16 protein-coding genes are annotated in these 19,390 nt (G+C 74.4%); 12 read left to right on the top strand and 4 right to left on the bottom strand.

Annotated elements, in window-relative coordinates; all coding sequences use genetic code 11:
- Positions 1-305 precede the first annotated feature (305 nt).
- Both ACFWIS_RS38160 and ACFWIS_RS38155 read left to right on the top strand, forming a co-directional pair.
- Positions 306-1,553: a hypothetical protein gene (locus tag ACFWIS_RS38160; RefSeq protein WP_380524251.1), complete on the top strand. Its 1,248-nt coding sequence runs from the start codon at positions 306-308 to the stop codon at positions 1,551-1,553.
- Positions 1,490-2,356: a tetratricopeptide repeat protein gene (locus tag ACFWIS_RS38155; protein WP_380524249.1), complete on the top strand. Its 867-nt coding sequence runs from the start codon at positions 1,490-1,492 to the stop codon at positions 2,354-2,356. The genes ACFWIS_RS38160 and ACFWIS_RS38155 overlap by 64 nt, the downstream gene beginning before the upstream one ends.
- Before the next feature lie 102 nt (positions 2,357-2,458).
- On the opposite strand, the gene ACFWIS_RS38150 is transcribed toward ACFWIS_RS38155, so the two are convergent.
- Complete coding sequence (locus ACFWIS_RS38150; RefSeq protein WP_380462492.1) at positions 2,459-3,829, bottom strand: DUF1015 family protein; 1,371 nt, start codon at positions 3,827-3,829, stop codon at positions 2,459-2,461.
- 93 nt (positions 3,830-3,922) lie between these two features.
- Here ACFWIS_RS38150 and ACFWIS_RS38145 point away from each other — a divergent pair, with 93 nt between their 5' ends.
- Together ACFWIS_RS38145 and ACFWIS_RS38140 are read left to right on the top strand one after the other, a co-directional pair.
- Positions 3,923-4,507 carry a tetratricopeptide repeat protein gene (locus tag ACFWIS_RS38145; RefSeq protein WP_380462493.1) on the top strand — a complete coding sequence of 195 codons (585 nt, stop codon included), beginning with the start codon at positions 3,923-3,925 and terminating at the stop codon, positions 4,505-4,507.
- A 52-nt stretch (positions 4,508-4,559) separates the two neighbouring features.
- On the top strand, positions 4,560-5,597 hold the full coding sequence (locus ACFWIS_RS38140) for an HAD-IIA family hydrolase (RefSeq protein ID WP_380462494.1): 1,038 nt from the start codon (positions 4,560-4,562) through the stop codon (positions 5,595-5,597).
- 194 nt (positions 5,598-5,791) lie between these two features.
- Here the strand turns inward: ACFWIS_RS38140 and ACFWIS_RS38135 are convergent, their stop codons facing one another.
- On the bottom strand, positions 5,792-6,139 hold the full coding sequence (locus ACFWIS_RS38135; RefSeq protein ID WP_380462495.1) for an alkyl sulfatase C-terminal domain-containing protein: 348 nt from the start codon (positions 6,137-6,139) through the stop codon (positions 5,792-5,794).
- A gap of 156 nt (positions 6,140-6,295) precedes the next feature.
- Here ACFWIS_RS38135 and ACFWIS_RS38130 point away from each other — a divergent pair, with 156 nt between their 5' ends.
- From ACFWIS_RS38130 to ACFWIS_RS38115, 4 genes are all read left to right on the top strand, one after another.
- Complete coding sequence (locus ACFWIS_RS38130; RefSeq protein WP_380462496.1) at positions 6,296-7,180, top strand: hypothetical protein; 885 nt, start codon at positions 6,296-6,298, stop codon at positions 7,178-7,180.
- Positions 7,164-7,418: a hypothetical protein gene (locus ACFWIS_RS38125; protein WP_380462497.1), complete on the top strand. Its 255-nt coding sequence runs from the start codon at positions 7,164-7,166 to the stop codon at positions 7,416-7,418. Before ACFWIS_RS38130 ends, ACFWIS_RS38125 begins: the two co-directional genes overlap by 17 nt.
- Before the next feature lie 36 nt (positions 7,419-7,454).
- Positions 7,455-8,261 carry a TlyA family RNA methyltransferase gene (locus ACFWIS_RS38120; RefSeq protein ID WP_380462504.1) on the top strand — a complete coding sequence of 269 codons (807 nt, stop codon included), beginning with the start codon at positions 7,455-7,457 and terminating at the stop codon, positions 8,259-8,261.
- A 91-nt stretch (positions 8,262-8,352) separates the two neighbouring features.
- Positions 8,353-9,261: an NAD kinase gene (locus tag ACFWIS_RS38115; RefSeq protein ID WP_380462498.1), complete on the top strand. Its 909-nt coding sequence runs from the start codon at positions 8,353-8,355 to the stop codon at positions 9,259-9,261.
- A 33-nt stretch (positions 9,262-9,294) separates the two neighbouring features.
- Here ACFWIS_RS38115 and ACFWIS_RS38110 read toward each other — a convergent pair whose 3' ends face one another.
- Positions 9,295-10,803, bottom strand: coding sequence for a PLP-dependent aminotransferase family protein (locus ACFWIS_RS38110; RefSeq protein WP_380462499.1), 1,509 nt, complete (start codon positions 10,801-10,803; stop codon positions 9,295-9,297).
- 327 nt (positions 10,804-11,130) lie between these two features.
- Here ACFWIS_RS38110 and ACFWIS_RS38105 point away from each other — a divergent pair, with 327 nt between their 5' ends.
- The 3 genes from ACFWIS_RS38105 to ACFWIS_RS38095 all read left to right on the top strand — a co-directional run bounded on the left by ACFWIS_RS38105 (position 11,131) and on the right by ACFWIS_RS38095 (position 14,846).
- Positions 11,131-11,676, top strand: coding sequence for a YitT family protein (locus tag ACFWIS_RS38105; protein WP_380462505.1), 546 nt, complete (start codon positions 11,131-11,133; stop codon positions 11,674-11,676).
- 88 nt (positions 11,677-11,764) lie between these two features.
- A complete protein-coding gene (gene recN / locus ACFWIS_RS38100; RefSeq protein WP_380462506.1) occupies positions 11,765-13,498 on the top strand; it encodes a DNA repair protein RecN in 1,734 nt (577 codons plus the stop codon).
- A gap of 181 nt (positions 13,499-13,679) precedes the next feature.
- Entirely contained in the window at positions 13,680-14,846 is a 1,167-nt protein-coding gene (locus ACFWIS_RS38095) for a glycosyltransferase family 4 protein (RefSeq protein WP_380462500.1), read from the top strand.
- Between the two features lie 21 nt (positions 14,847-14,867).
- Here ACFWIS_RS38095 and ACFWIS_RS38090 read toward each other — a convergent pair whose 3' ends face one another.
- Positions 14,868-16,883, bottom strand: coding sequence for a glycoside hydrolase family 15 protein (locus ACFWIS_RS38090; protein WP_380462501.1), 2,016 nt, complete (start codon positions 16,881-16,883; stop codon positions 14,868-14,870).
- Between the two features lie 721 nt (positions 16,884-17,604).
- Between ACFWIS_RS38090 and ACFWIS_RS38085 the strand changes: the two genes are divergently transcribed.
- Complete coding sequence (locus tag ACFWIS_RS38085; RefSeq protein ID WP_380462502.1) at positions 17,605-19,287, top strand: CTP synthase; 1,683 nt, start codon at positions 17,605-17,607, stop codon at positions 19,285-19,287.
- Positions 19,288-19,390: the final 103 nt, after the last annotated feature.

Genomic DNA, 19,390 nt, shown 5'->3' with positions numbered 1-19,390 from the left:
TCGCTGGGGCCGCGGCCTTTTTGTGTTTTTCGAACTAGCATGAGACCGGCAGACCGGAACTTCCGCCCAGGCGCGGACGCTTCCGACATGCCGGACAATGGAGATGGTGCGCGGCCACGAGGCCGGCACCGATACCGCGTGACGGCACTGGTGTTGCTCGGTCCGCGGTGGAGCTGAAGCAGCAGAAGGAGTCACCAGGATGTCGAACCAGCCCGAGGGCCGTCCCGAGCGTCGATCGGACGACGGCCGAGGCCACGAGCCCCGGTCCCGTGGGGGCTGGTCCAACGACCGTGGCGGCTTCCGTCGTGACGATCGTGATGACCGTCCGCGTCGTGACGACCGTGGTGGCGACCGTCCGTCGTACCGCGACCGCGATGACCGGGGCGGCGACCGCGGTGGCTACCGTGGCGGCGACCGTCCCCAGGGCGGCGGCTTCAACCGCGACCGTGACGACCGCGGTGGCTACCGTGGCGGTGACCGTCCGCAGGGCGGCGGGTTCAACCGTGACCGTGGCGACCGCCCTCAGGGCGGCGGCTTCCGCCGGGACGACCGCCCGCAGGGTGGTGGGTTCCGTCGCGATGACCGCCCCTCCGGCGGCGGCTTCAACCGTGACCGTGACGACCGTGGCGGCGACCGTGGCGGCTTCCGCCGTGACGACCGTCCCCAGGGTGGCGGTTTCAACCGGGACCGTGGTGACCGTCCGCAGGGTGGCGGTTTCAACCGGGACCGTGACGACCGCGGTGGCTACCGTGGCGGTGACCGTCCGCAGGGTGGCGGGTTCAACCGTGACCGTGACGACCGTGGCGGCGACCGCGGTGGCTTCCGCCGTGACGACCGCCCGCAGGGTGGTGGGTTCCGTCGCGATGACCGCCCCTCCGGCGGCGGCTTCAACCGTGACCGTGACGACCGTGGCGGCGACCGCGGTGGCTTCCGCCGTGACGACCGTCCCCAGGGTGGCGGTTTCAACCGGGACCGTGGTGACCGTCCGCAGGGCGGCGGCTTCAACCGGGACCGTGACGACCGCGGTGGCTACCGTGGCGGCGACCGCCCCCAGGGTGGCGGCTTCCGTCGGGACGACCGCCCGAGTGGCTTCCGTCGCGATGACCGTGATGACCGTCCGCGTCGTGACGACCGTGGTGGCGACCGTCCGTCGTACCGCGACCGCGATGACCGGGGCGGCGACCGCGGTGGCTACCGTGGCGGCGACCGCCCCCAGGGCGGCGGCTTCAACCGTGACCGCGATGACCGCGGTGGCTTCCGTCGCGATGACCGCCCCTCCGGCGGCGGCTTCAACCGTGACCGCGGCGACCGTGGCGGCTTCCGCCGTGACGACCGCCCCCAGGGTGGCGGCTTCCGTCGCGATGACCGTCGTGACGACCGCGGTGGCGACCGGGGCCGTCAGGACTACGACGACCGTCGCGGCAACTTCGAGCCCGTCCGGCGCCTGCCGATCCCGGAGGACGTCACCGGCTTCGAGCTGGACGCGGACGTGCGCCAGGAGCTCAAGAGCCTGCCCAAGACCCTCGCGGACGACGTCGCCCGCAACCTGGTGATGGTGGCCCGCCTGCTCGACGGCGAGCCGGAGGAGGCGTACCAGTACTCGCGCGTCGCGCTGCGGCTGGCGTCCCGCGTGCCCGCCGTCCGTGAGGCGGCTGGCTTCGCCTCGTACATGACCCAGCGGTACTCCGAGGCGCTGACCGAGTTCCGCGCCGCCCGTCGGATGACCGGTCGTGCCGACCTGTGGCCCGTGATGGCCGACTGCGAGCGCGGTCTGGGCCGTCCGGAGCGGGCGCTGGCGATGGCCGGCGAGCCCGAGGTGAAGCAGCTGGACAAGGCCGGCCAGGTGGAGATGCGCCTGGTGGCGGCCGGTGCCCGCAGCGACATGGAGCAGTTCGACGCGGCCGTCGTCACCCTGCAGAGCCCGGAGCTGGCCTCCAGCGCGGTGCACCCGTGGACCGCGCGTCTGCGGTACGCCTACGCCGAGGCGCTGATCGCGGCCGGCCGTGCCGACGAGGCCCGTGAGTGGTTCGCGAAGGCCGCCGAGGCCGACACCGACGGTACGACCAACGCCTCGGAGCGCCTGGCCGAGATCGACGGCGTCGAGTTCACCGACGCGCTCGACCCGGAGCTGGCCGAGGACGAGGCCGACCAGGCCGACGCCCCGGTGAAGAAGCGCACCGGCGACGTCGCCGACGACCGCGTGATCTTCGAGGACGAAGAGGACGTCGAGGAGTTCTACGACGAGGACGACCTCGAGATCGACGAGGAGTTCGACGGCGTGGTGCCCGAGCGTGCCGAGGACGCCGAGGCGGACAAGGCCGAGCAGGCCGGGGCCAAGGGCGACGCCCGGAGCTGAACGTCCTGAAACGCCGTGAGGCCCTGCCGTTCCCTTCGGGGATCGGCAGGGCCTCACGGCGTTCGGGCTCCGGTCGCCGCGGCGGGCCGCTCCGGCGGCGGGCTACCCGAGCGGCAGGCTGCGGAGCACCAGACCGGTGGCCGGCTTCGGCCCGAACGAGGTGGACTTGCGTGGCATGGTGACGCCCTGTTCGGCCAGCCGCCGCACCACGCTCTCCCGGACCGGGTGCAGCAGCACGGCCGTGCCCCCGGTCCGGGCGGCCTCGCGCTCTGCGGCCGCGGCGGTGTGCAGGTAGCCGATGTCGTCGGGACCGTCCGGGACGTGCCAGGTCGCGTCGAGCAGGGTGGCGTGCAGCACGGTGGCGTCCAGGTGGCGCCACTCCTCGGGCCGGTCGTGCGGCACGGTCGCATCGAGCAGGGACTCCTCGGGCTCGCCGAGCAGCCAGAAGACGCCGTCGCCGCCGGTGAGGACGAAGCCGTTGCCGCCGTGCCGCTTCTGCTCGGCGAGGGCCTGGAGGGCGGCGGGCAGCGGGCCGGGGACCTCCTTGACCTTCCACTGGTCGCCGAGCTGCTCCAGCGCCTCGGCGACCGGCAGGCGGTACAGCACGCGGTGGATGGCGCGGACCCGCAGCGGGTAGCGGGCAGTGTCGACCAGCAGCACCATGCCGCGGTCCCACGGGCTGCGGGGCAGGTGGCGGTGCTCCCGCTGGAGCCGCAGGTACATCTCCCAGCGGTGGTGGCCGTCGGCGATCAGCGCCCGGCAGGTCGCCAGGTCGCGGCCGATCGCGGCGAGGTCGGTGGGGTCGGTGACGGCCCACAGGCGGTGGTGGGTGCCGTCGCTGGTGGCGGTGGAGAGCAGCGGCTCGCCCTCGACGGTCCGCTCGATGACGTCGGAGGCGTCGCCGTGGCCGCGGTAGGTGAGCAGCAGCGGTTCGAGGTTGGCCCGGGTGGTGCGCATCAGCCCGACCCGGTCGGCGACCGGCCGGGGCATCACGTCCTCGTGGGGGAGGACGACGCCGGCCTCGGGGCCGCTCACCGCGAGGGCGCCGATCAGGCCGCGCTGGAGCAGCTCGGGGGTGTCGCCGTCGCCGGGCACCCGCTGCTCGTACACGTAGATCGCCGGCTCCGGGTCGGCGGCGAGGATGCCCTCGCGCTGCCAGCCGGACAGGAGCCGGGCGGCGTGCCGGTACTTGGTGTCGCGGTCGGGGCGGTCGCCGCCGTCCTCGGGCTCGGGCCGGGGCAGGATCAGCCGGACCACGTTGTGCGGATCGGCCGTCTCCAGGTCGAGCCGACGCCCCGGGTCGACGACGTCGTACGGCGGCGACATCACCGAGGCCAGCGCGCCGACCCGGTCGGGGACGTAGCGCAGGCCACGGAAGGGGGACAGGGACAGGCCTGCGGTGGCGACGTGCCCGGGATCGCCGGGGCCGCCCACGGGAGTCTCGACTCCGTCTTCTGCACTGGGTGTGCTCATTCTGGGCATCGTAACCGGGTACGCGTTGTTGAGAGATCGGAATACCCGTGCCGACCTGTGGGGCCGGGTGTGCGACCGAGGGCGAGGTAGGGCATGGAGGACGGACAGGAGCGGCTGGAGGGCGGCGCGCCGGGGGAGTACGTGCCCACGGGCGGGATCCCGGCGCAGGGGCGGCCCGGGGAGCCGTCGGGGGACGTCTACGACTGGTTCCGCCGGGGCGCGCAGCTGCTGGCCCAGGGGCACCCGGCGGCGGCCGAGCAGCTGCTGGCCCGGGCGGCGGAGGCCGAGCCGCACTCGCGCAGCATCCGGGAGGCGCTGGCCCGGGCCCAGTTCGACGCCGGTTCGTACGCGGCGGCGCTGGAGAACTTCCGGACCGTGGCCCTGGCCGATCCCTCGGACGACTACGCTCAGTTCGGGTGGGGCGTCGCGGCGGCCCGGCTGGGCGACTTCGAGACCTCCGCCGAGCACCTGGCGCTGGCCGTGGCCATGCGGCCGGAGGCCGACCACTACCGGGCGGCGCTGCGGCAGACCCGGGCGACGCTGGCGGCCCGCGCCGGGGCGTTCGGCCCGCTGCTGCCGGGTGTTCCGGCCAACCGGAAGGACGCGAGCGGAGAGCCGGGGGCGGGTCTTCCCCAGCAGCCCGGGGGAAAGCCCGAGGGCGTCAACGACGACGCCTGAGCGGGCGGGCAGTGACGAGCAGACGAACCGCAGTGAATGAGGTAGCGCAGGCATGACCGAGACGGCCACTCCCGCACGACGCACCACCCCCGGCGGCAGCGACCGCCCGCTGACCGAGGCGTACGACACGGCGCTGCTGGACCTGGACGGCGTGGTCTACGCCGGCCCGCACGCGATCGAGCACGCCGTGGACTCCTTGGCGGCGGCCCGTACGGCCGGGATGCGGCTCGCTTACGTCACCAACAACGCCTCCCGCCCGCCCCGGGTGGTCGCCGAGCACTTGACCGAGCTGGGTGTGCCGGCCGAGCCCGCGGATGTGATCAACTCGGCCCAGGCGGCGGCCCGGGTGGTCGCCGAGAAGGTGCCGGCCGGTGCGAAGGTGCTGGTCGTGGGCGGGCTGGGGCTGGAGGAGGCGCTGGCCGAGCGTGGGCTGGTCGCGGTCCGCTCGCTGGACGATGAGCCGCTCGCGGTGGTGCAGGGCTTCGACCCGTCGGTCGGCTGGGCGCAGCTGGCGGAGGCCTCGTACGCGGTGCGCGGCGGGCTGCCGTGGGTCGCCTCCAACACCGACATGACGGTGCCGACTGCGCGTGGCATCGCGCCCGGCAACGGGACGCTGGTGGCGGCGGTGCGGGCGGCGTCCGGGGTGGAGCCGGAGGTGGCGGGCAAGCCGCTGCCGCCGATGCACCGGGAGACCGTGCTGCGGACCGGAGCTCGGCGCCCGCTGGTGGTCGGGGACCGGCTGGACACCGACATCGAGGGCGCGTTCAACGGCGGGGTGGACAGCCTGCTGGTGTTCACCGGGGTGACCACCCCGGCGCAGCTGCTGGCGGCTCCGGTCGAGCACCGGCCGACGTACCTGGCGGCCGACCTGCGGGCCCTGCTGGTCCCGCAGCCGGCGGTGACGGCGGCGGCCGGCGGCTTCGTCTGCGGCGGCTGGACCGCCACGGCTTCGGACGGCGTGCTGGGGCTGGCCGGTGCCGGGGACCGCTGGGACGGGCTGCGGGCGCTGTGCGCGGCGGCGTGGACGGTCCTGGACGCGGACGGTGGATCGGTGGACGGGCGGAAGGCACTGGCCGAGCTCGGCTTCTGAGGGCTGTCTGGGACGGAGGTCTGAGACGGAGGTCTGAGACGGTCGTCCCGGCCCTGGACGTCTGAGACGGTCGTCTGAATCGGTCGCCCGGGGGTGTCGGATGCGCCCGTCTGGGACGGATGTCTGAGGCGGGCGTCTGGATCAGGCGTCTGACGCGGACGTCCGTACCGACGTCGGCCCCGGGCGTCAGGGCGTCAGAGCAGGGTGCGTAGCCGCAGCAGGTCGCGGAAGCCGGCCTCCAGCTTCACCCGGCCGCTCGCCCAGGCGGAGGCGAACTTGAGGTCGCCGCCGACCAGCGCGAGCAGGTCGTCGCTGGCCATGGTGAGCCGGATCGCGGCCTGCTCGGTGGGCGCGCCGGGGGTGGCGACCAGGTCGTGGATCCGGCCGTCGCGCAGCTGTCCGGTGAAGGTCAGGCCGAGGTCGGTGATCCGGCAGCTGAGCGAGCGGTCGAGGGCGGCTGCCTTGCGGACGTCCCCGGTGGAGTTGGCCATGTTCCGGCTCAGCTGCTCCAGTGCCTCCCGGCACTCCTCGGCGTTCGCCATGGCGCTCGCTCCATCCCCGGGTCACTACGGTGCGGACTGCCGGCCACGGTACCTCAGGAGGGTTTTGGCGGTAGCGTCGTCAGTGGGGTGCCCGGAATCGCCTGGGCGCCGAGGGCGACGGAGCGAGACGCGCGTAGGCGCGGAGGAGGCACCCGGATGCTGCCGAGGACGGTGCGGGGAGCGGTGGCGGCCGCCGCCGTGGTGGTGGAGGAGGTCGGCAAGCGGGTCGTCGACACGGCTGCCGCGGTCCTGGAGAAGACCGGCGTCGACGTGGCCGAGGTCGAGCGGAAGCTGGGCGGGCAGTTCCCGCCGTCGGCGAAGACGCTGCAGACCCTGGCGGAGGAGGCCGTCACGGCCGGGCGGGCCGGGGTGGACCTGGCCGTCGGGGTGGCGCGGGGCGAGGTCGAGAAGGTCTTCGAGAAGGTCGGTGACCAGGTGACCAAGGTCGGTGTGGTGCTGGCCTACCTGGAGGGCAAGCTGCGCGAGGTCGAGGAGGAGCCGACCGGGGCGGCGCCCGGAGCGGACCCGTACGCGACCGGGTACCCGGCGGAGGAGCCGGTGCCTGCGCCCCGGGCGGACGACCTGTTCGGGCGCGGCTGGGAGTTCGAGGACGAGCGGGTGGCGGCGGAGCCGATAGTGGCCGAACGGGTCGAGGTGGACGAGCCGGTCGAGGTCGATCCCCCGGTGACCCCGGTGACCCCGGTCGCTCCGGTGGCCCCGGTGCCGCCCCCGGCGGTGGCCGAGCGGGCCGTGAACGGGACGGCGGCGAAGAAGGCCACGGCGAAGAAGGCCACGGCGAAGAAGGCCACGGCGAAGAAGGCCGTGGCGAAGAAGACCACCGCCGAGCAGGCCGCCACCAAGAAGGCGGCCGCCAAGAAGACCACCGTCGCCAAGAAGTCGGCCGTCCGGAAGACCGCGCAGCGGAAGCACGACGCCCCCCAGCCCAAGGCGGCCGCCAAGCGCACGGCGACGAAGAAGACCACCGTCCGCAAGGCCACCAGCACGAAGAAGCCCGAGAAGCCCGATGTCCGGGACGAGTGAGACCAGCGCGCCCGCAGAAGCGGCGGAGGGCGATTTCGAGCCGGTCGCACCGGTCGCACCGGTCGGCGCGGTCGAGCCGCTCGGTGTCGAGCTGTTGCCCACCGGGCACCCCGGGGTGGACGCCGGGCTGGCCCGGCTGGAGGCTTTGGACGGGGTCCCGGCCGAGGCGCACGTCGCGGTGTACGAAGATGTTCACCAGCGGCTCGCCGACACGCTGGCCGCGCTCGACCAGGAATGATCCGCAGGACCCGTAGGAGCTGAAGTACCAGTGGCAGTGGCACGACGCCGACTCGACGCGGAGCTGGTCCGCCGCAAGCTGGCCCGTTCGCGTGAGCACGCGTCCGAGCTGATCGCGGCCGGCCGGGTGACCGTCGGTGGCACCACCGCGACCAAGCCGGCCACCCAGGTGGAGACCTCGGCGGCGGTCGTGGTGGCCAAGGACGACAACGACCCCGACTACGTCTCGCGCGGCGGGCACAAGCTCGCCGGGGCGTTCGCGGCCTTCGTGCCGCAGGGCCTGGTGGTCGAGGGCCGCCGGGCGCTGGACGCGGGCGCCTCCACCGGCGGTTTCACCGACGTGCTGCTGCGGGCCGGGGCCGCCCACGTGCTGGCGGTGGACGTCGGCTACGGGCAGCTCGCCTGGTCGCTGCAGAGCGACGAGCGGGTCACGGTGATGGACCGCACCAACGTCCGCGAGCTGACCCCGGAGGCGATCGGCGGCACCCCCGTCGACCTGGTGGTCGGCGACCTGTCGTTCATCTCGCTGGGCCTGGTGCTGCCGGCGCTGGCCGCCTGCGCCGCCGCGGACGCGGACCTGGTGCTGATGGTCAAGCCGCAGTTCGAGATCGGCAAGGAGCGCCTGGGCAGTGGCGGGGTGGTGCGCAGCCCGCAGCTGCGTGCCGAGATGGTCCGCCAGGTGGCCGGGCAGGCGTGGGAGCTCGGGCTGGGCGTGCGGGCCGTCACCGCGAGCCCGCTGCCGGGTCCGTCCGGGAACGTCGAGTACTTCCTCTGGATGCGCCGGGACGCCCCGCAACTGGACCCCGCGGACGCGGACCGGGCCGTGGCGGAGGGGCCCCGATAGGGTGCTCTGCGAGCGTCCGGCCCGCCATGCTGGATGGCGGGGCCGCACCGGGCCGAGGACGACCCGGCAGGCGTAGGGAGAGGGCAGCGGCATGAGCGATGAAGAACGCACGGTCTTCCTGATCGCGCACACCGGCCGGGAGGCGGCGCTGCGCAGCGTCGAGAGCTTGGTGCACGGGCTGCTGAAGGCGGGGCTGCGGATCAGGCTGCTGGAGGCCGAGGCGGTGGACCTCGACCTGCCTGGCGGGGTCGAGAAGGTGGCCGAGGGGCCGGGCGCGGCGGACGGCTGCGAGCTGATCCTGGTCGCCGGCGGCGACGGGACGCTGTTGCGCGGTGCGGAGCTGGCGCGCTCGCACGGGCTGCCGATGCTGGGGATCAACCTGGGCCGGGTCGGCTTCCTGGCCGAGGCCGAGCGGGACGACCTGGCGGTGGTGGTCGAGCGGGTGGTGGACGCCGACTACGAGGTCGAGGAGCGGATGACGATCGACGTCATCGTCCGGACCAACGGCGACGTGCTGCACCAGGACTGGGCGTTGAACGAGGCCTCGATCGAGAAGGCCTCCCGGGAGCGGATGCTGGAGGTGGTGACCGAGGTGGACGGCCGTCCGGTCTCCAACTTCGGCTGCGACGGGGTGGTCTGCGCGACGCCGACCGGTTCGACGGCGTACGCGTTCTCCGGGGGTGGGCCGGTGGTGTGGCCGGAGGTGGAAGCGCTGCTGATGGTGCCGATCTCCGCGCACGCGCTGTTCGCCCGGCCGCTGGTGACCTCCCCGGACTCGGTGCTGGCCGTCGAGGTGCAGCCCAAGACCCCGCACGGGGTGCTCTGGTGCGACGGCCGGCGTTCGGTCGAACTGCCCGCCGGCGCACGGGTGGAGGTGCGCCGGGGGCAGACGCCGGTGCGGCTGGCCCGGCTGCACCGGGCGCCGTTTACCGACCGGCTGGTGGCCAAGTTCGCGCTCCCGGTGACGGGTTGGCGCGGCCGCTCGAACACCCCCTGCTGACGGACCGTCAACTCGCGGCGGCGCTGGGGTCGGTCAGACCGCCAGCGCCTGGCCCTCGTCGGCCGGGACGAGCCGGCCGCCCGCCGCCGCGCGGGCGGCCACCGCGGCCAGCCGCTCGACGGCGGCCGGGACGGCCGGGGCGGGCACGGTGAGCGGGATCCGGATGTGGTGCTCGAAGGCGCCGTCCGAGCCGAACCGGTTGCCCGCGGCGATCCGGATCCCGGCGTGCTCCCCGGTCTGGGCCAGTGCCGCGCCGGACAGGCCGCCGGTGGACACCCAGAGCGCGAGGCCGCCGGGCGGCAGCGGGAAGCTCCAGTCGGGCAGCCGCTCGGACAGCGCGGCGGCGAAGGCGTGCGCGGTGGCCCGCAGCCGGTCCAGCTGGTGGGCGCGGACCTCGGGCAGCGGTTCGCCCAGCAGTTCGGCGGCGATCAGCTGTTCGAGCACCGGGGTGCCGACGTCGCTGTAGACCCGCTCGGTGGCCAGTCGGCGCACCAGCGCGGGCGCGGCCCGGACCCAGCCGATCCGCAGGCCGCCCCAGAGCAGCTTGCCGGCCGAGCCGACGGTGACCACCTGGGCGGAGCGGTCCAGCGCCGCCATCGGGCGCGGCAGCGGCGCGGACTCCGGAACGCCCCAGCCGAGTTCGGCGGTGGTCTCGTCCACCAGCACGATGCTTCCGGCGGCCCGGGCGGCGGCCAGCAGCCGGCGGCGCTGCTCCTCGTCGATCAGCGCGCCGGTCGGGTTGTGGAAGTCCGGGATGACGTACGAGACCTTGGGGGCGGCCCCGCGCAGCACCCGCTGCCACTCGTCCAGGTCCCACCGCAGCCCGCCCGGCCGGGCCCCGGAGGCGTACGGGACGGGCACCAGGCGCGCCCCGGTGAGGCGCAGCGCCTGCAGGGTGTGGGCGTAGCTGGGCGCCTCGACGGCGACCCGGTCGCCGCGGCCGACCAGCACCCGCTGGACGAGGTGCAGCCCGCCCATCGCGCCGGTGGTGACGAGGATCTGGTCGGGGGTGGTGGGCAGTCCGCGCTCGGTGTAACGGCGCGCGACGGCCTCGCGGAGCACCGGGACGCCGGTCGGGTAGTGGCCGTGTCCGGCGGCGTAGTGCGGCAGCAGTTCGACGGCGCGGGCGGCGGCCCGGCCGAGCCAGGGCTGGGGGGCGGGCAGGGCGGCGACGCCGAGGTCCAGGATCCGGCCCTGCTCGTCCGGCGGGACGGGGTGCAGGGCGTCGCCGGGTGGCGGGGCGCCCTCGGGCAGGGCGGTCCAGCTGCCGGCGCCGCGCCTGCTGAGCAGGTAGCCGTCGGCGCGCAGGGTCTCGTAGGCGGTGGCGACGGTGGTGCGGCTGAGCTCCAGGGCGGAGGCGAGTTCGCGTTCGGCGGGCAGCCGGGCGCCGACCGGCAGCCGGCCGTCGGTGACCAGCAGTCGGATCTGCCCGGCGAGGGTGCGGTAGGCCGGGCGGCGCGCGGTGGCCGGGTCGGGGAGCCGGGCGGTGGCGAGCAGCCGGGCCAGTGCGGGCGGGGTGACGGTGGTGTGCCAGTCGGCCATGGCCTGATCAGTCCACTTGCTCGGGATTGGCCCTGTCAAGGGCCGTATTGGACTGTTCATGATGGCAGCGCGGCCGCCGAGCCGCCACCACCGGGCCGGACCCGGGGTGCAGCACCGCCCGCAGGAGCACCGTTGGCCGCCACCACCGCATCCACGCCCCCGTCCACCTCCGCCGCCCCGCTTCCGGAGTCCGCCCCGCTTCCGGAGTCCGCCCGGCTTCCGGAGCCCACCCGCCCGGGCCTCGCCGGCCGGATCCTCGGCGACACCCACGCGCTGGGCCGCCGCTTCCCGCAGCTCGCCGTCGGCCTCGCCCTGTACGGGGTGAGCATGGCGCTGATGCTCCGCTCCGGCCTCGGCCTCGACCCCTGGGACGTCTTCCACCAGGGCCTGCAACGGGTGCTCGGCCTCACCGTGGGCGCCTGGGTGACCATCTGCGGCGCCCTCGTCCTGCTGCTGTGGATCCCGCTGCGCCAGCGCCCGGGGGTGGGCACCGTCGCCAACGTGCTGGTGATCGGCGCGGCGATGGACCTCACCCTGCGGCTGGTCGGCGGGCCGCACGGCCTGCCCGCCGGGGCCGCGCTGATGGCCGCCGCGATCGTGCTCAACGGCCTGGCCTCGGGCCTCTACATCGGCGCCCGTCTCGGCCCCGGTCCGCGCGACGGTCTGATGACCGGACTGCACCGGCGCACCGGGCGCTCGCTGCGGCTGATCCGCACCGGCATCGAGGTCACCGTCCTGGTCGTCGGACTGCTGCTCGGCGGCACCGCCGGGGTCGGCACGGTGCTGTACGCGCTGCTCATCGGCCCGCTGGTGCAGCTCTTCCTGCCGTGGTGCACGGTGCCCACCGCTGCCCAAACCCCCCGGAAGGGATGAACTCGGCGGCACGGAGTTGCCGCGCGCCGTTGCCGCTCGTCGCGCTCCGGGGGCGGAACCTCGTAAGGTCGTCTCCGTGTTGGACGAGATGCGGATACGGGATCTTGGGGTCATCGACGACGCGGTGGTCGAGCTGGCCCCCGGCTTCACCGCCGTGACCGGTGAGACCGGGGCCGGCAAGACCATGGTGGTGACCAGCCTCGGCCTGCTGCTCGGCGGGCGCGCCGACCCCGGCCTGGTGCGCCACGGCGCCGGCCGCGCCGTCGTGGAGGGGCGGCTGGAACTGCCCGCGGGCTCCCCGGCGGCGGCCCGCGCCGTCGAGGCCGGGGCCGAACTGGACGACGGGGCCCTGCTGATCAGCCGGACCGTCTCCGCCGAGGGCCGCTCCCGGGCGTACGTCGGCGGGCGGGCCGTCCCGGTCGGGCTGCTCACCGAGCTCGGCGAGGACCTGATCGCGGTGCACGGCCAGACCGACCAGCAGCGGCTGCTGCGCCCGGCCCGCCAGCGCGGCGCGCTGGACCGCTACGCGGGCGCCACCGTGGCCGAGCCGCTGGCCCGCTACCGGGAGACCTACCGCGCCCTGCGCGAGGTCGCGGCCACCCTGGAGGAGCTGACCACGCGGGCCCGCGAGCGCGCCCAGGAGGCCGACCTGCTGCGCTTCGGCCTGGACGAGATCGCCGCCGCCGAGCCGGTGGCCGGGGAGGACGTCGAACTGGCCGCCGAGGCCGAGCGGCTCGGCCACGCCGACGCGCTGTCCTCCGCGGCGACCCTGGCCCACGCCGCCCTGGCCGGTGACCCGGCCGATCCCGAGGCGCTGGACGCGGGCACCCTGCTCGCCCAGTCCCGGCGCGCCCTGGACGCCGTGCGCCACCACGACGAGCGCCTCGCCGCCCTCGCCGACCGGCTGAACGAGGTCGGCTACCTGCTGGCCGACGTCGCCGGGGACCTGGCCGGCTACGCCGACGACCTGGACGCCGACCCGGTGCGGCTGGCCGCGGTCGAGGACCGCCGGGCCGTCCTGGCCCAACTGCTGCGCAAGTACGGCGGCGAGGAGAACAGCCTCGCCGAGGTGATCGCCTGGGCCGAGGCCGGCTCCGAGCGGCTCGCCGAACTCGACGGCGACGACGAGCGGATCGACCAGCTCGGCGCCCAGGAGACCGAACTGCGGGCCGAGTTGGCCGAACTGGCGGCCGAGGTGTCGGCGGCCCGGCAGGCCGCCGCCGGGCGCTTCGCCGCGGCTGTCTCCGCCGAACTCGCCGAACTCGCCATGCCGCACGCCCGGGTGACCTTCTCGATCACCCGGGTCGACGACCTGGCCGGCATCGAACTGGACGGGCGCACCGTCGCGTACGGGCCGCACGGCGTGGACGAGGTCGAGGTGCTGCTCGCCCCGCACCCGGGCGCCCAGCCGCGACCGATCGCCAAGGGCGCCTCGGGCGGTGAGCTGTCCCGGGTGATGCTCGCCGTCGAGGTGGTCTTCGCGGGCGCCGACCCCGTCCCCACCTACCTGTTCGACGAGGTGGACGCGGGCGTCGGCGGCAAGGCCGCGGTGGAGATCGGCCGCCGGCTGGCCAAACTGGCCGAGTCCGCCCAGGTCGTGGTGGTCACCCACCTGCCGCAGGTCGCCGCCTTCGCCGACCGGCACCTGGTGGTGGAGAAGACCAACGACGGCACCGTGACCCGTTCCGGGGTCAAGGTGTTGAACGACGAGGAGCGGGTGCGCGAACTCTCCCGGATGCTGGCCGGCCTGGAGGACTCGGAGCTGGGCCGCGCCCATGCCGAGGAGCTGCTGGCCGCCGCCCGGGCCCCCCGCCACCGGTAGTCGGGACCGGCGGCCCTCACCCGCAGGACGGCGACGCGCCCCCCGTGGCGCCGACTGTCCAAGAGGGCCGCCGACCTGGCATGGTGGCGGCTGGACACTGGCTTTCCAGTCCCGAGCGTCGCCCGGCGGGCAATCCTCGCGAAGCGGCGCGCGAACCTGATCGAGTCGGATGCGAGACGACGTGGACCATTCCGCTGCCCGGGCCACCGCGGCCGCCCCGGAACCGGGGCAGCTGCACGTGGTACTCGTCCTGGCCGCCAGCACCGGCGGCATCGGTGCGCATGTGCGTTCCCTGGCCCAGGGCCTGGTCGCGCACGGGGTGACCGTCACGGTCTGCGCACCGGCCGGCACGGACGCGCTGTTCGGCTTCTCCCGCACCGGCGCGCGGTTCCACACCGTCGACATCACCCCCACCGCGGGGGCCCGCAGCGACGCCACCGCGATCGGCGAGCTGCGCCGGGCCTTCACCGGCGCCGACGTGGTGCACGCCCACGGGCTGCGCGCCGGACTGCTGTCCGACCTCGCGCTGCGCACCGCCGGCCGCTTCCCGGGCCTGCGGCCGGAGACCCCGCTGGTGGTCACCTCGCACCACGCGCTGCTGGCCACCGGCATGGAGCGGCGGCTCCAGCGGCTGATGGAGCGCCGGGTGGCGCGCGCCGCCGACCTCGTCCTCGGCGCCTCCTCCGACCTGGTCGCCCGGGCCCGCGAACTGGGTGCCACCGACGCCCGGCTGGGCCCGGTGGCCGCCCCGCCGATGCCCGAGGGCCGACTCGGCCGGGCCGAGGCCCGGGCCGCGCTGCTCGGCGACGGCCCGGACCGTCCGCTGGTGCTCGCGGTCGGCCGGCTCGTCCCGCAGAAGGCCTTCGGGCTGCTGCTGGACGCCACCGGCGAGCTGTCCGGGCTGGACCCGGAGCCGCTGGTGCTGCTCGCCGGGGACGGCCCGGAGGCGGGCCCGCTGCGCGAGCGGGTGGCCGCCGAGAAGCTTCCGGTGCGTCTGCTCGGCTACCGCACCGATGTGCCGGACCTGTTGGCCGCCGCCGACGTCGTGGTGGTCTCCAGCCGCTGGGAGGCCCGCTCGCTGGTGGTCCAGGAGGCGATGCGGGCCGGTCTGCCGGTGGTCGCCACCGCCGTCGGCGGGATCCCCGAACTGGTCGGCGACGCCGCCGTGCTGGTGCCGCCCGGCGACCCGGTGGCGCTCGGCCGGGCGGTGCGCGAGCTGCTCGCCGACCCGGCCCGCCGCGAGCGGCTGGTGGCGGCCGGCCGGCAGCAGGCCGAGACCTGGCCGGACGAGGCCGCCACCGTCGCCCAGGTGCTCAGCACCTACGACGAGTTGGTGCAGCGGGGCTAGCGGGGCGAGCTGGAGCAGGCGCTAGACCGTCGCCCGCTCGGCCCGCTCGGCCCGCTCCGCGGTCCGGTCGGCGGTCGGGGCGTCCGGCTGGGGCGACAGGTAGGCGGCGCCGCAGGCGGTCAGCCGCAGGGCGGTGTCGATCAGCGGGACGTGGCTGAAGGCCTGCGGGAAGTTGCCGACCTGGCGCTTGAGCCGCGGGTCCCACTCCTCGGCGAGCAGTCCGAGGTCGTTGCGCAGCGACAGCAGCTTGTCGAACAGTTCGCGGGCCTCCTGCACCCGGCCGATCATGGCGAGGTCGTCGGCGAGCCAGAACGAGCAGGCCAGGAAGGCGCCTTCGTGGCCGGAGAGGCCGTCGACGTTGTTGCCGGACTCGTCGTGGGTCGGGTAGCGCAGCACGAAGCCGTCCTCGGTGGACAGTTCGCGCTGGATGGCCTCGATGGTGCCGATGACCCGCTTGTCGTCCGGCGGCAGGAAGCCGACCTGGGGGATGAGCAGCAGAGAGGCGTCCAGCTCCTGGCCGCCGTAGTACTGGGTGAAGGTGTTGCGCTCCGGGTCGTAGCCCTTGTCGCAGACGTCCCGGTGGATGGTCTCGCGCAGTTCGCGCCAGCGCTCCAGGTGGCCTTCGGAGGGGGCGTCCTCGGGGGTCTGCTCCAGCAGCTTGATGGTGCGGTCGACGGCGACCCAGGCCATCACCTTGGAGTGGACGAAGTGCCGGCGCGGGCCGCGGACCTCCCAGATGCCCTCGTCCGGGTTCTGCCAGTGGTCCTCCAGGTACTCGATCAGCCGCAGCTGGAGGTTGTGGGCGTGGTCGTTGCGGACCAGGCCGGTCATGTGGGCCAGGTGCAGGGCCTCCACCACCTCGCCGTAGACGTCGAGTTGGAGCTGCCCGGCGGCGCCGTTGCCGATCCGTACGGGCTGCGAGCCCTCGTAGCCGGGCAGCCAGTCCAGGGAGGACTCGGTGAGCTCGCGCTCGCCGGCGATGCCGTACATGATCTGCAGGTTCTCCGGGTCGCCGGCGACCGCGCGCAGCAGCCACTCGCGCCAGGCGCGGGCTTCCTCGCGGTAGCCGGTACGCAGCAGCGAGGAGAGGGTGATCGCGGCGTCGCGCAGCCAGGTGTAGCGGTAGTCCCAGTTGCGCTCGCCGCCGATGTCCTCGGGCAGCGAGGTGGTGGGGGCGGCGACGATGCCGCCGGTGGGGGCGTAGGTGAGGCCCTTGAGGGTGATCAGCGAGCGGATCACGGCCTCCCGGTAGGGGCCCTGGTAGGTGCACTGGTCGGCCCAGTCATGCCAGAAGTCGGCGGTGGCGTCGAGCATCGCCTCGGCGTCGGGGACGGCCGGTGGCTCCAGGTGGGAGGCCTGCCAGGTGAGGGCGAAGGCGATCCGCTCGCCGGCCCGGACGGTGAAGTCGGCGTAGGTGGTGAGGTCGCGCCCGTAGGTCTCGGCCTCGCCGTCCAGCCAGACCGAGTCGGGCCCGGCGACGGCGACGGTGCGGTGGCCGCCGTCGGCCTGCTCGACCCGGTGCACCCAGGGGACGATCCGCCCGTACGAGAAGCGCATCCGCACCGCCGAGCGCATCCGCACGGCGCCGGCCACGCCCTCGACGATCCGGATCACCTGGGGGACGGCGTCCCGGCCGACCAGCGGGCGCGGCGGCATGAAGTCGATCACCCGGACGGTGCCGCCCTGGGCGTCCCACTCCTGCTCCAGGATCAGCGAGTCGCCCCGGTAGCGGCGCCGGTCGGCCGGCAGGGCGGGGGCGGCGACCGTGGGCGGGGGGACGCGCAGGTCGGCGGTGTCGGTGAAGCGGGGCAGGCCGACCGTGGTGGGCGTGGTGGCCGGGGCGGGGACCTCGGTCACGACCGCCTCGGCCGGGCCGATCCGCCAGAAGCCGTGTTCATCGGTGCCCAGCAGGCCGGCGAACACCGCCGGCGAGTCGAAGCGGGGAAGGCAGAGCCAGTCCACCGCCCCGTCCCTGCTGACCAGGGCAGCGGTCTGCATGTCCCCGATGAGTGCGTAGTCCTCGATACGGCCGGCCACGTGGATCTCCAGTTCGCAATGTGGTCAGGGCATCGGCGAACCAGGGAGCGAGCGGGTCTGCGGGGCCGGAGGTTCACCCCGGGACGTCCGGCCCGCCGGGGGGTGGTGGCGGGCCTTGCTGGAGTGTCCGCGCGGGGCCCTGTCGAGCCCCTGAGGGTGGGTGGGGAGGAGCTGGGATTACGGGGAGGTCCGGTCGCGCATCGGGGACCGGGAGTGTCCTGACGCTCCCACGCCCTCCGCGTGCTCGTGCTGTCGCGATGCGTCCGTGCAGCTTACGACGGACGAAAGGGGCGAAGCACGCGGGCGCAGCCTCGTGTGGCGCCGCAATTCGGCGGAAATGCCGTGCATCGCGGGGGCGCGGCGCAGGATGGTCCGGAAGGATCAGCTCCGGGTGGCCGTAACGGACGGGCCCGGATGGCCCGGACGGAGTGCGCCGGCTGGCCCGGTCCGGTGGGTGGCGCGACCGGTGTGACTCCTGCGGCGGATGGTGCGCCGGTGGTGCGCCCGGCGCACGCTCCCGGGGTGCCGAGCGCGGGCCGAAAGGCGTCCCGGTCAGGTCACTGTTACCCTGGTATCCCGTGGACCGGCGGGATCAAACGCCCCGGACCAGCCGAACCGACGACCCTTCGAGCGCCGCGCACCTGCCGGCCTCCCGTCGCCCGGCGAGCCGCGAGCCTCCCGCCCACGTCACCTTCGACACGCGACCCACGGGAGCCCCCTCTTGGCACAGCCCCATTCCGGCAAGGCAGCGAACGGCCGCGCCGTGACGACCAAGCACCTCTTCGTCACCGGGGGTGTCGCCTCTTCGCTCGGAAAGGGGCTGACCGCCTCCAGCCTCGGCGCGCTGCTCAAGGCCCGCGGCCTGCGCGTGACGATGCAGAAGCTCGACCCCTACCTCAACGTGGACCCGGGCACCATGAACCCGTTCCAGCACGGTGAGGTCTTCGTCACCGACGACGGCGCCGAGACCGACCTGGACATCGGTCACTACGAGCGCTTCCTCGACACCAACCTGCACGGCTCCGCGAACGTCACCACCGGCCAGGTGTACTCGACGGTCATCGCCAAGGAGCGCCGCGGCGAGTACCTGGGCGACACCGTCCAGGTCATCCCGCACATCACCAACGAGATCAAGTCCCGGATCCGCCGGATGGCGACCGAGGACGTCGACGTGGTGATCACCGAGGTCGGCGGCACCGTCGGCGACATCGAGTCGCTGCCGTTCCTGGAGGCCGTCCGCCAGGTCCGCCACGAGGTCGGCCGGGACAACGTGTTCTTCGTGCACGTCTCCCTGCTGCCGTACATCGGCCCCTCGGGCGAGCTCAAGACCAAGCCCACCCAGCACTCCGTCGCCGCGCTGCGCAACATCGGCATCCAGCCGGACGCGATCGTGCTGCGCGCCGACCGCGAGGTCCCGCAGGCGATCAAGCGCAAGATCTCGCTGATGTGCGACGTGGACGAGGAGGCCGTGGTCGCGGCCATCGACGCCAAGTCGATCTACGACATCCCGAAGGTGCTGCACGGCGAGGGCCTGGACGCGTACGTGGTGCGCCGCCTGGACCTGCCGTTCCGCGACGTGGACTGGACCACCTGGGACGACCTGCTGCGCCGCGTCCACGAGCCGCAGCACATCGTCAAGGTCGCCCTGGTCGGCAAGTACATCGACCTGCCGGACGCCTACCTGTCGGTGACCGAGGCGCTGCGCGCCGGCGGCTTCGCCAACAACGCCCGGGTCGAGATCAAGTGGGTCACCTCGGACGACTGCGAGACCCCCGAGGGAGCCCGGGCGCAGCTCGGCGACGTCGACGCGATCTGCATCCCCGGCGGCTTCGGCGACCGCGGCGTCAACGGCAAGGTCGGCGCCATCACCTTCGCCCGCGAGAACAAGGTCCCGCTGCTGGGCCTGTGCCTGGGCCTGCAGTGCGTGGTCATCGAGGCCGCCCGCAACCTGGCCGGCCTGCCCGAGGCCAACTCCACCGAGTTCGACGCGGCCGCCAAGCACCCGGTCGTCTCCACGATGGCCGAGCAGCTGGCCATCGTCGACGGCAAGGGCGACCTGGGTGGCACCATGCGCCTGGGCCTGTACCCGGCCAAGCTCGCCGAGGGCTCGATCGTCCGTGAGGTCTACGGCGGCGAGCAGTACGTCGAGGAGCGCCACCGCCACCGCTACGAGGTCAACAACGCGTACCGCGCGGACCTCGAGAAGACCGGCCTGCAGTTCTCCGGCCTCTCGCCCAAGGGCGACCTGGTCGAGTACGTCGAGTACCCGCGCGAGGTGCACCCGTACCTGGTGGCCACCCAGGCCCACCCGGAGCTGAAGTCCCGCCCGACCCGCCCGCACCCGCTGTTCGCGGGCCTGGTGAAGGCCGCCATCGCGATCAAGACGGCCCCGGCCGCCGAGTAATCCCCGCTCGTTCACCGGACGGCGGCCCCGCGGTTCCCGCGGGGCCGCCGTCCGGCGGGAGGTTGTGACGTTCTGACGAACAGGGGAGTGCGAGGGACGAGCG

It is taken from the genome of Kitasatospora sp. NPDC127060 (genome assembly GCF_042724935.1).
Taxonomy (GTDB): domain Bacteria; phylum Actinomycetota; class Actinomycetes; order Streptomycetales; family Streptomycetaceae; genus Kitasatospora.
Note: the sequence above shows the minus strand (reverse complement) of the source record. Positions and strands in the feature narration are given on the sequence as shown.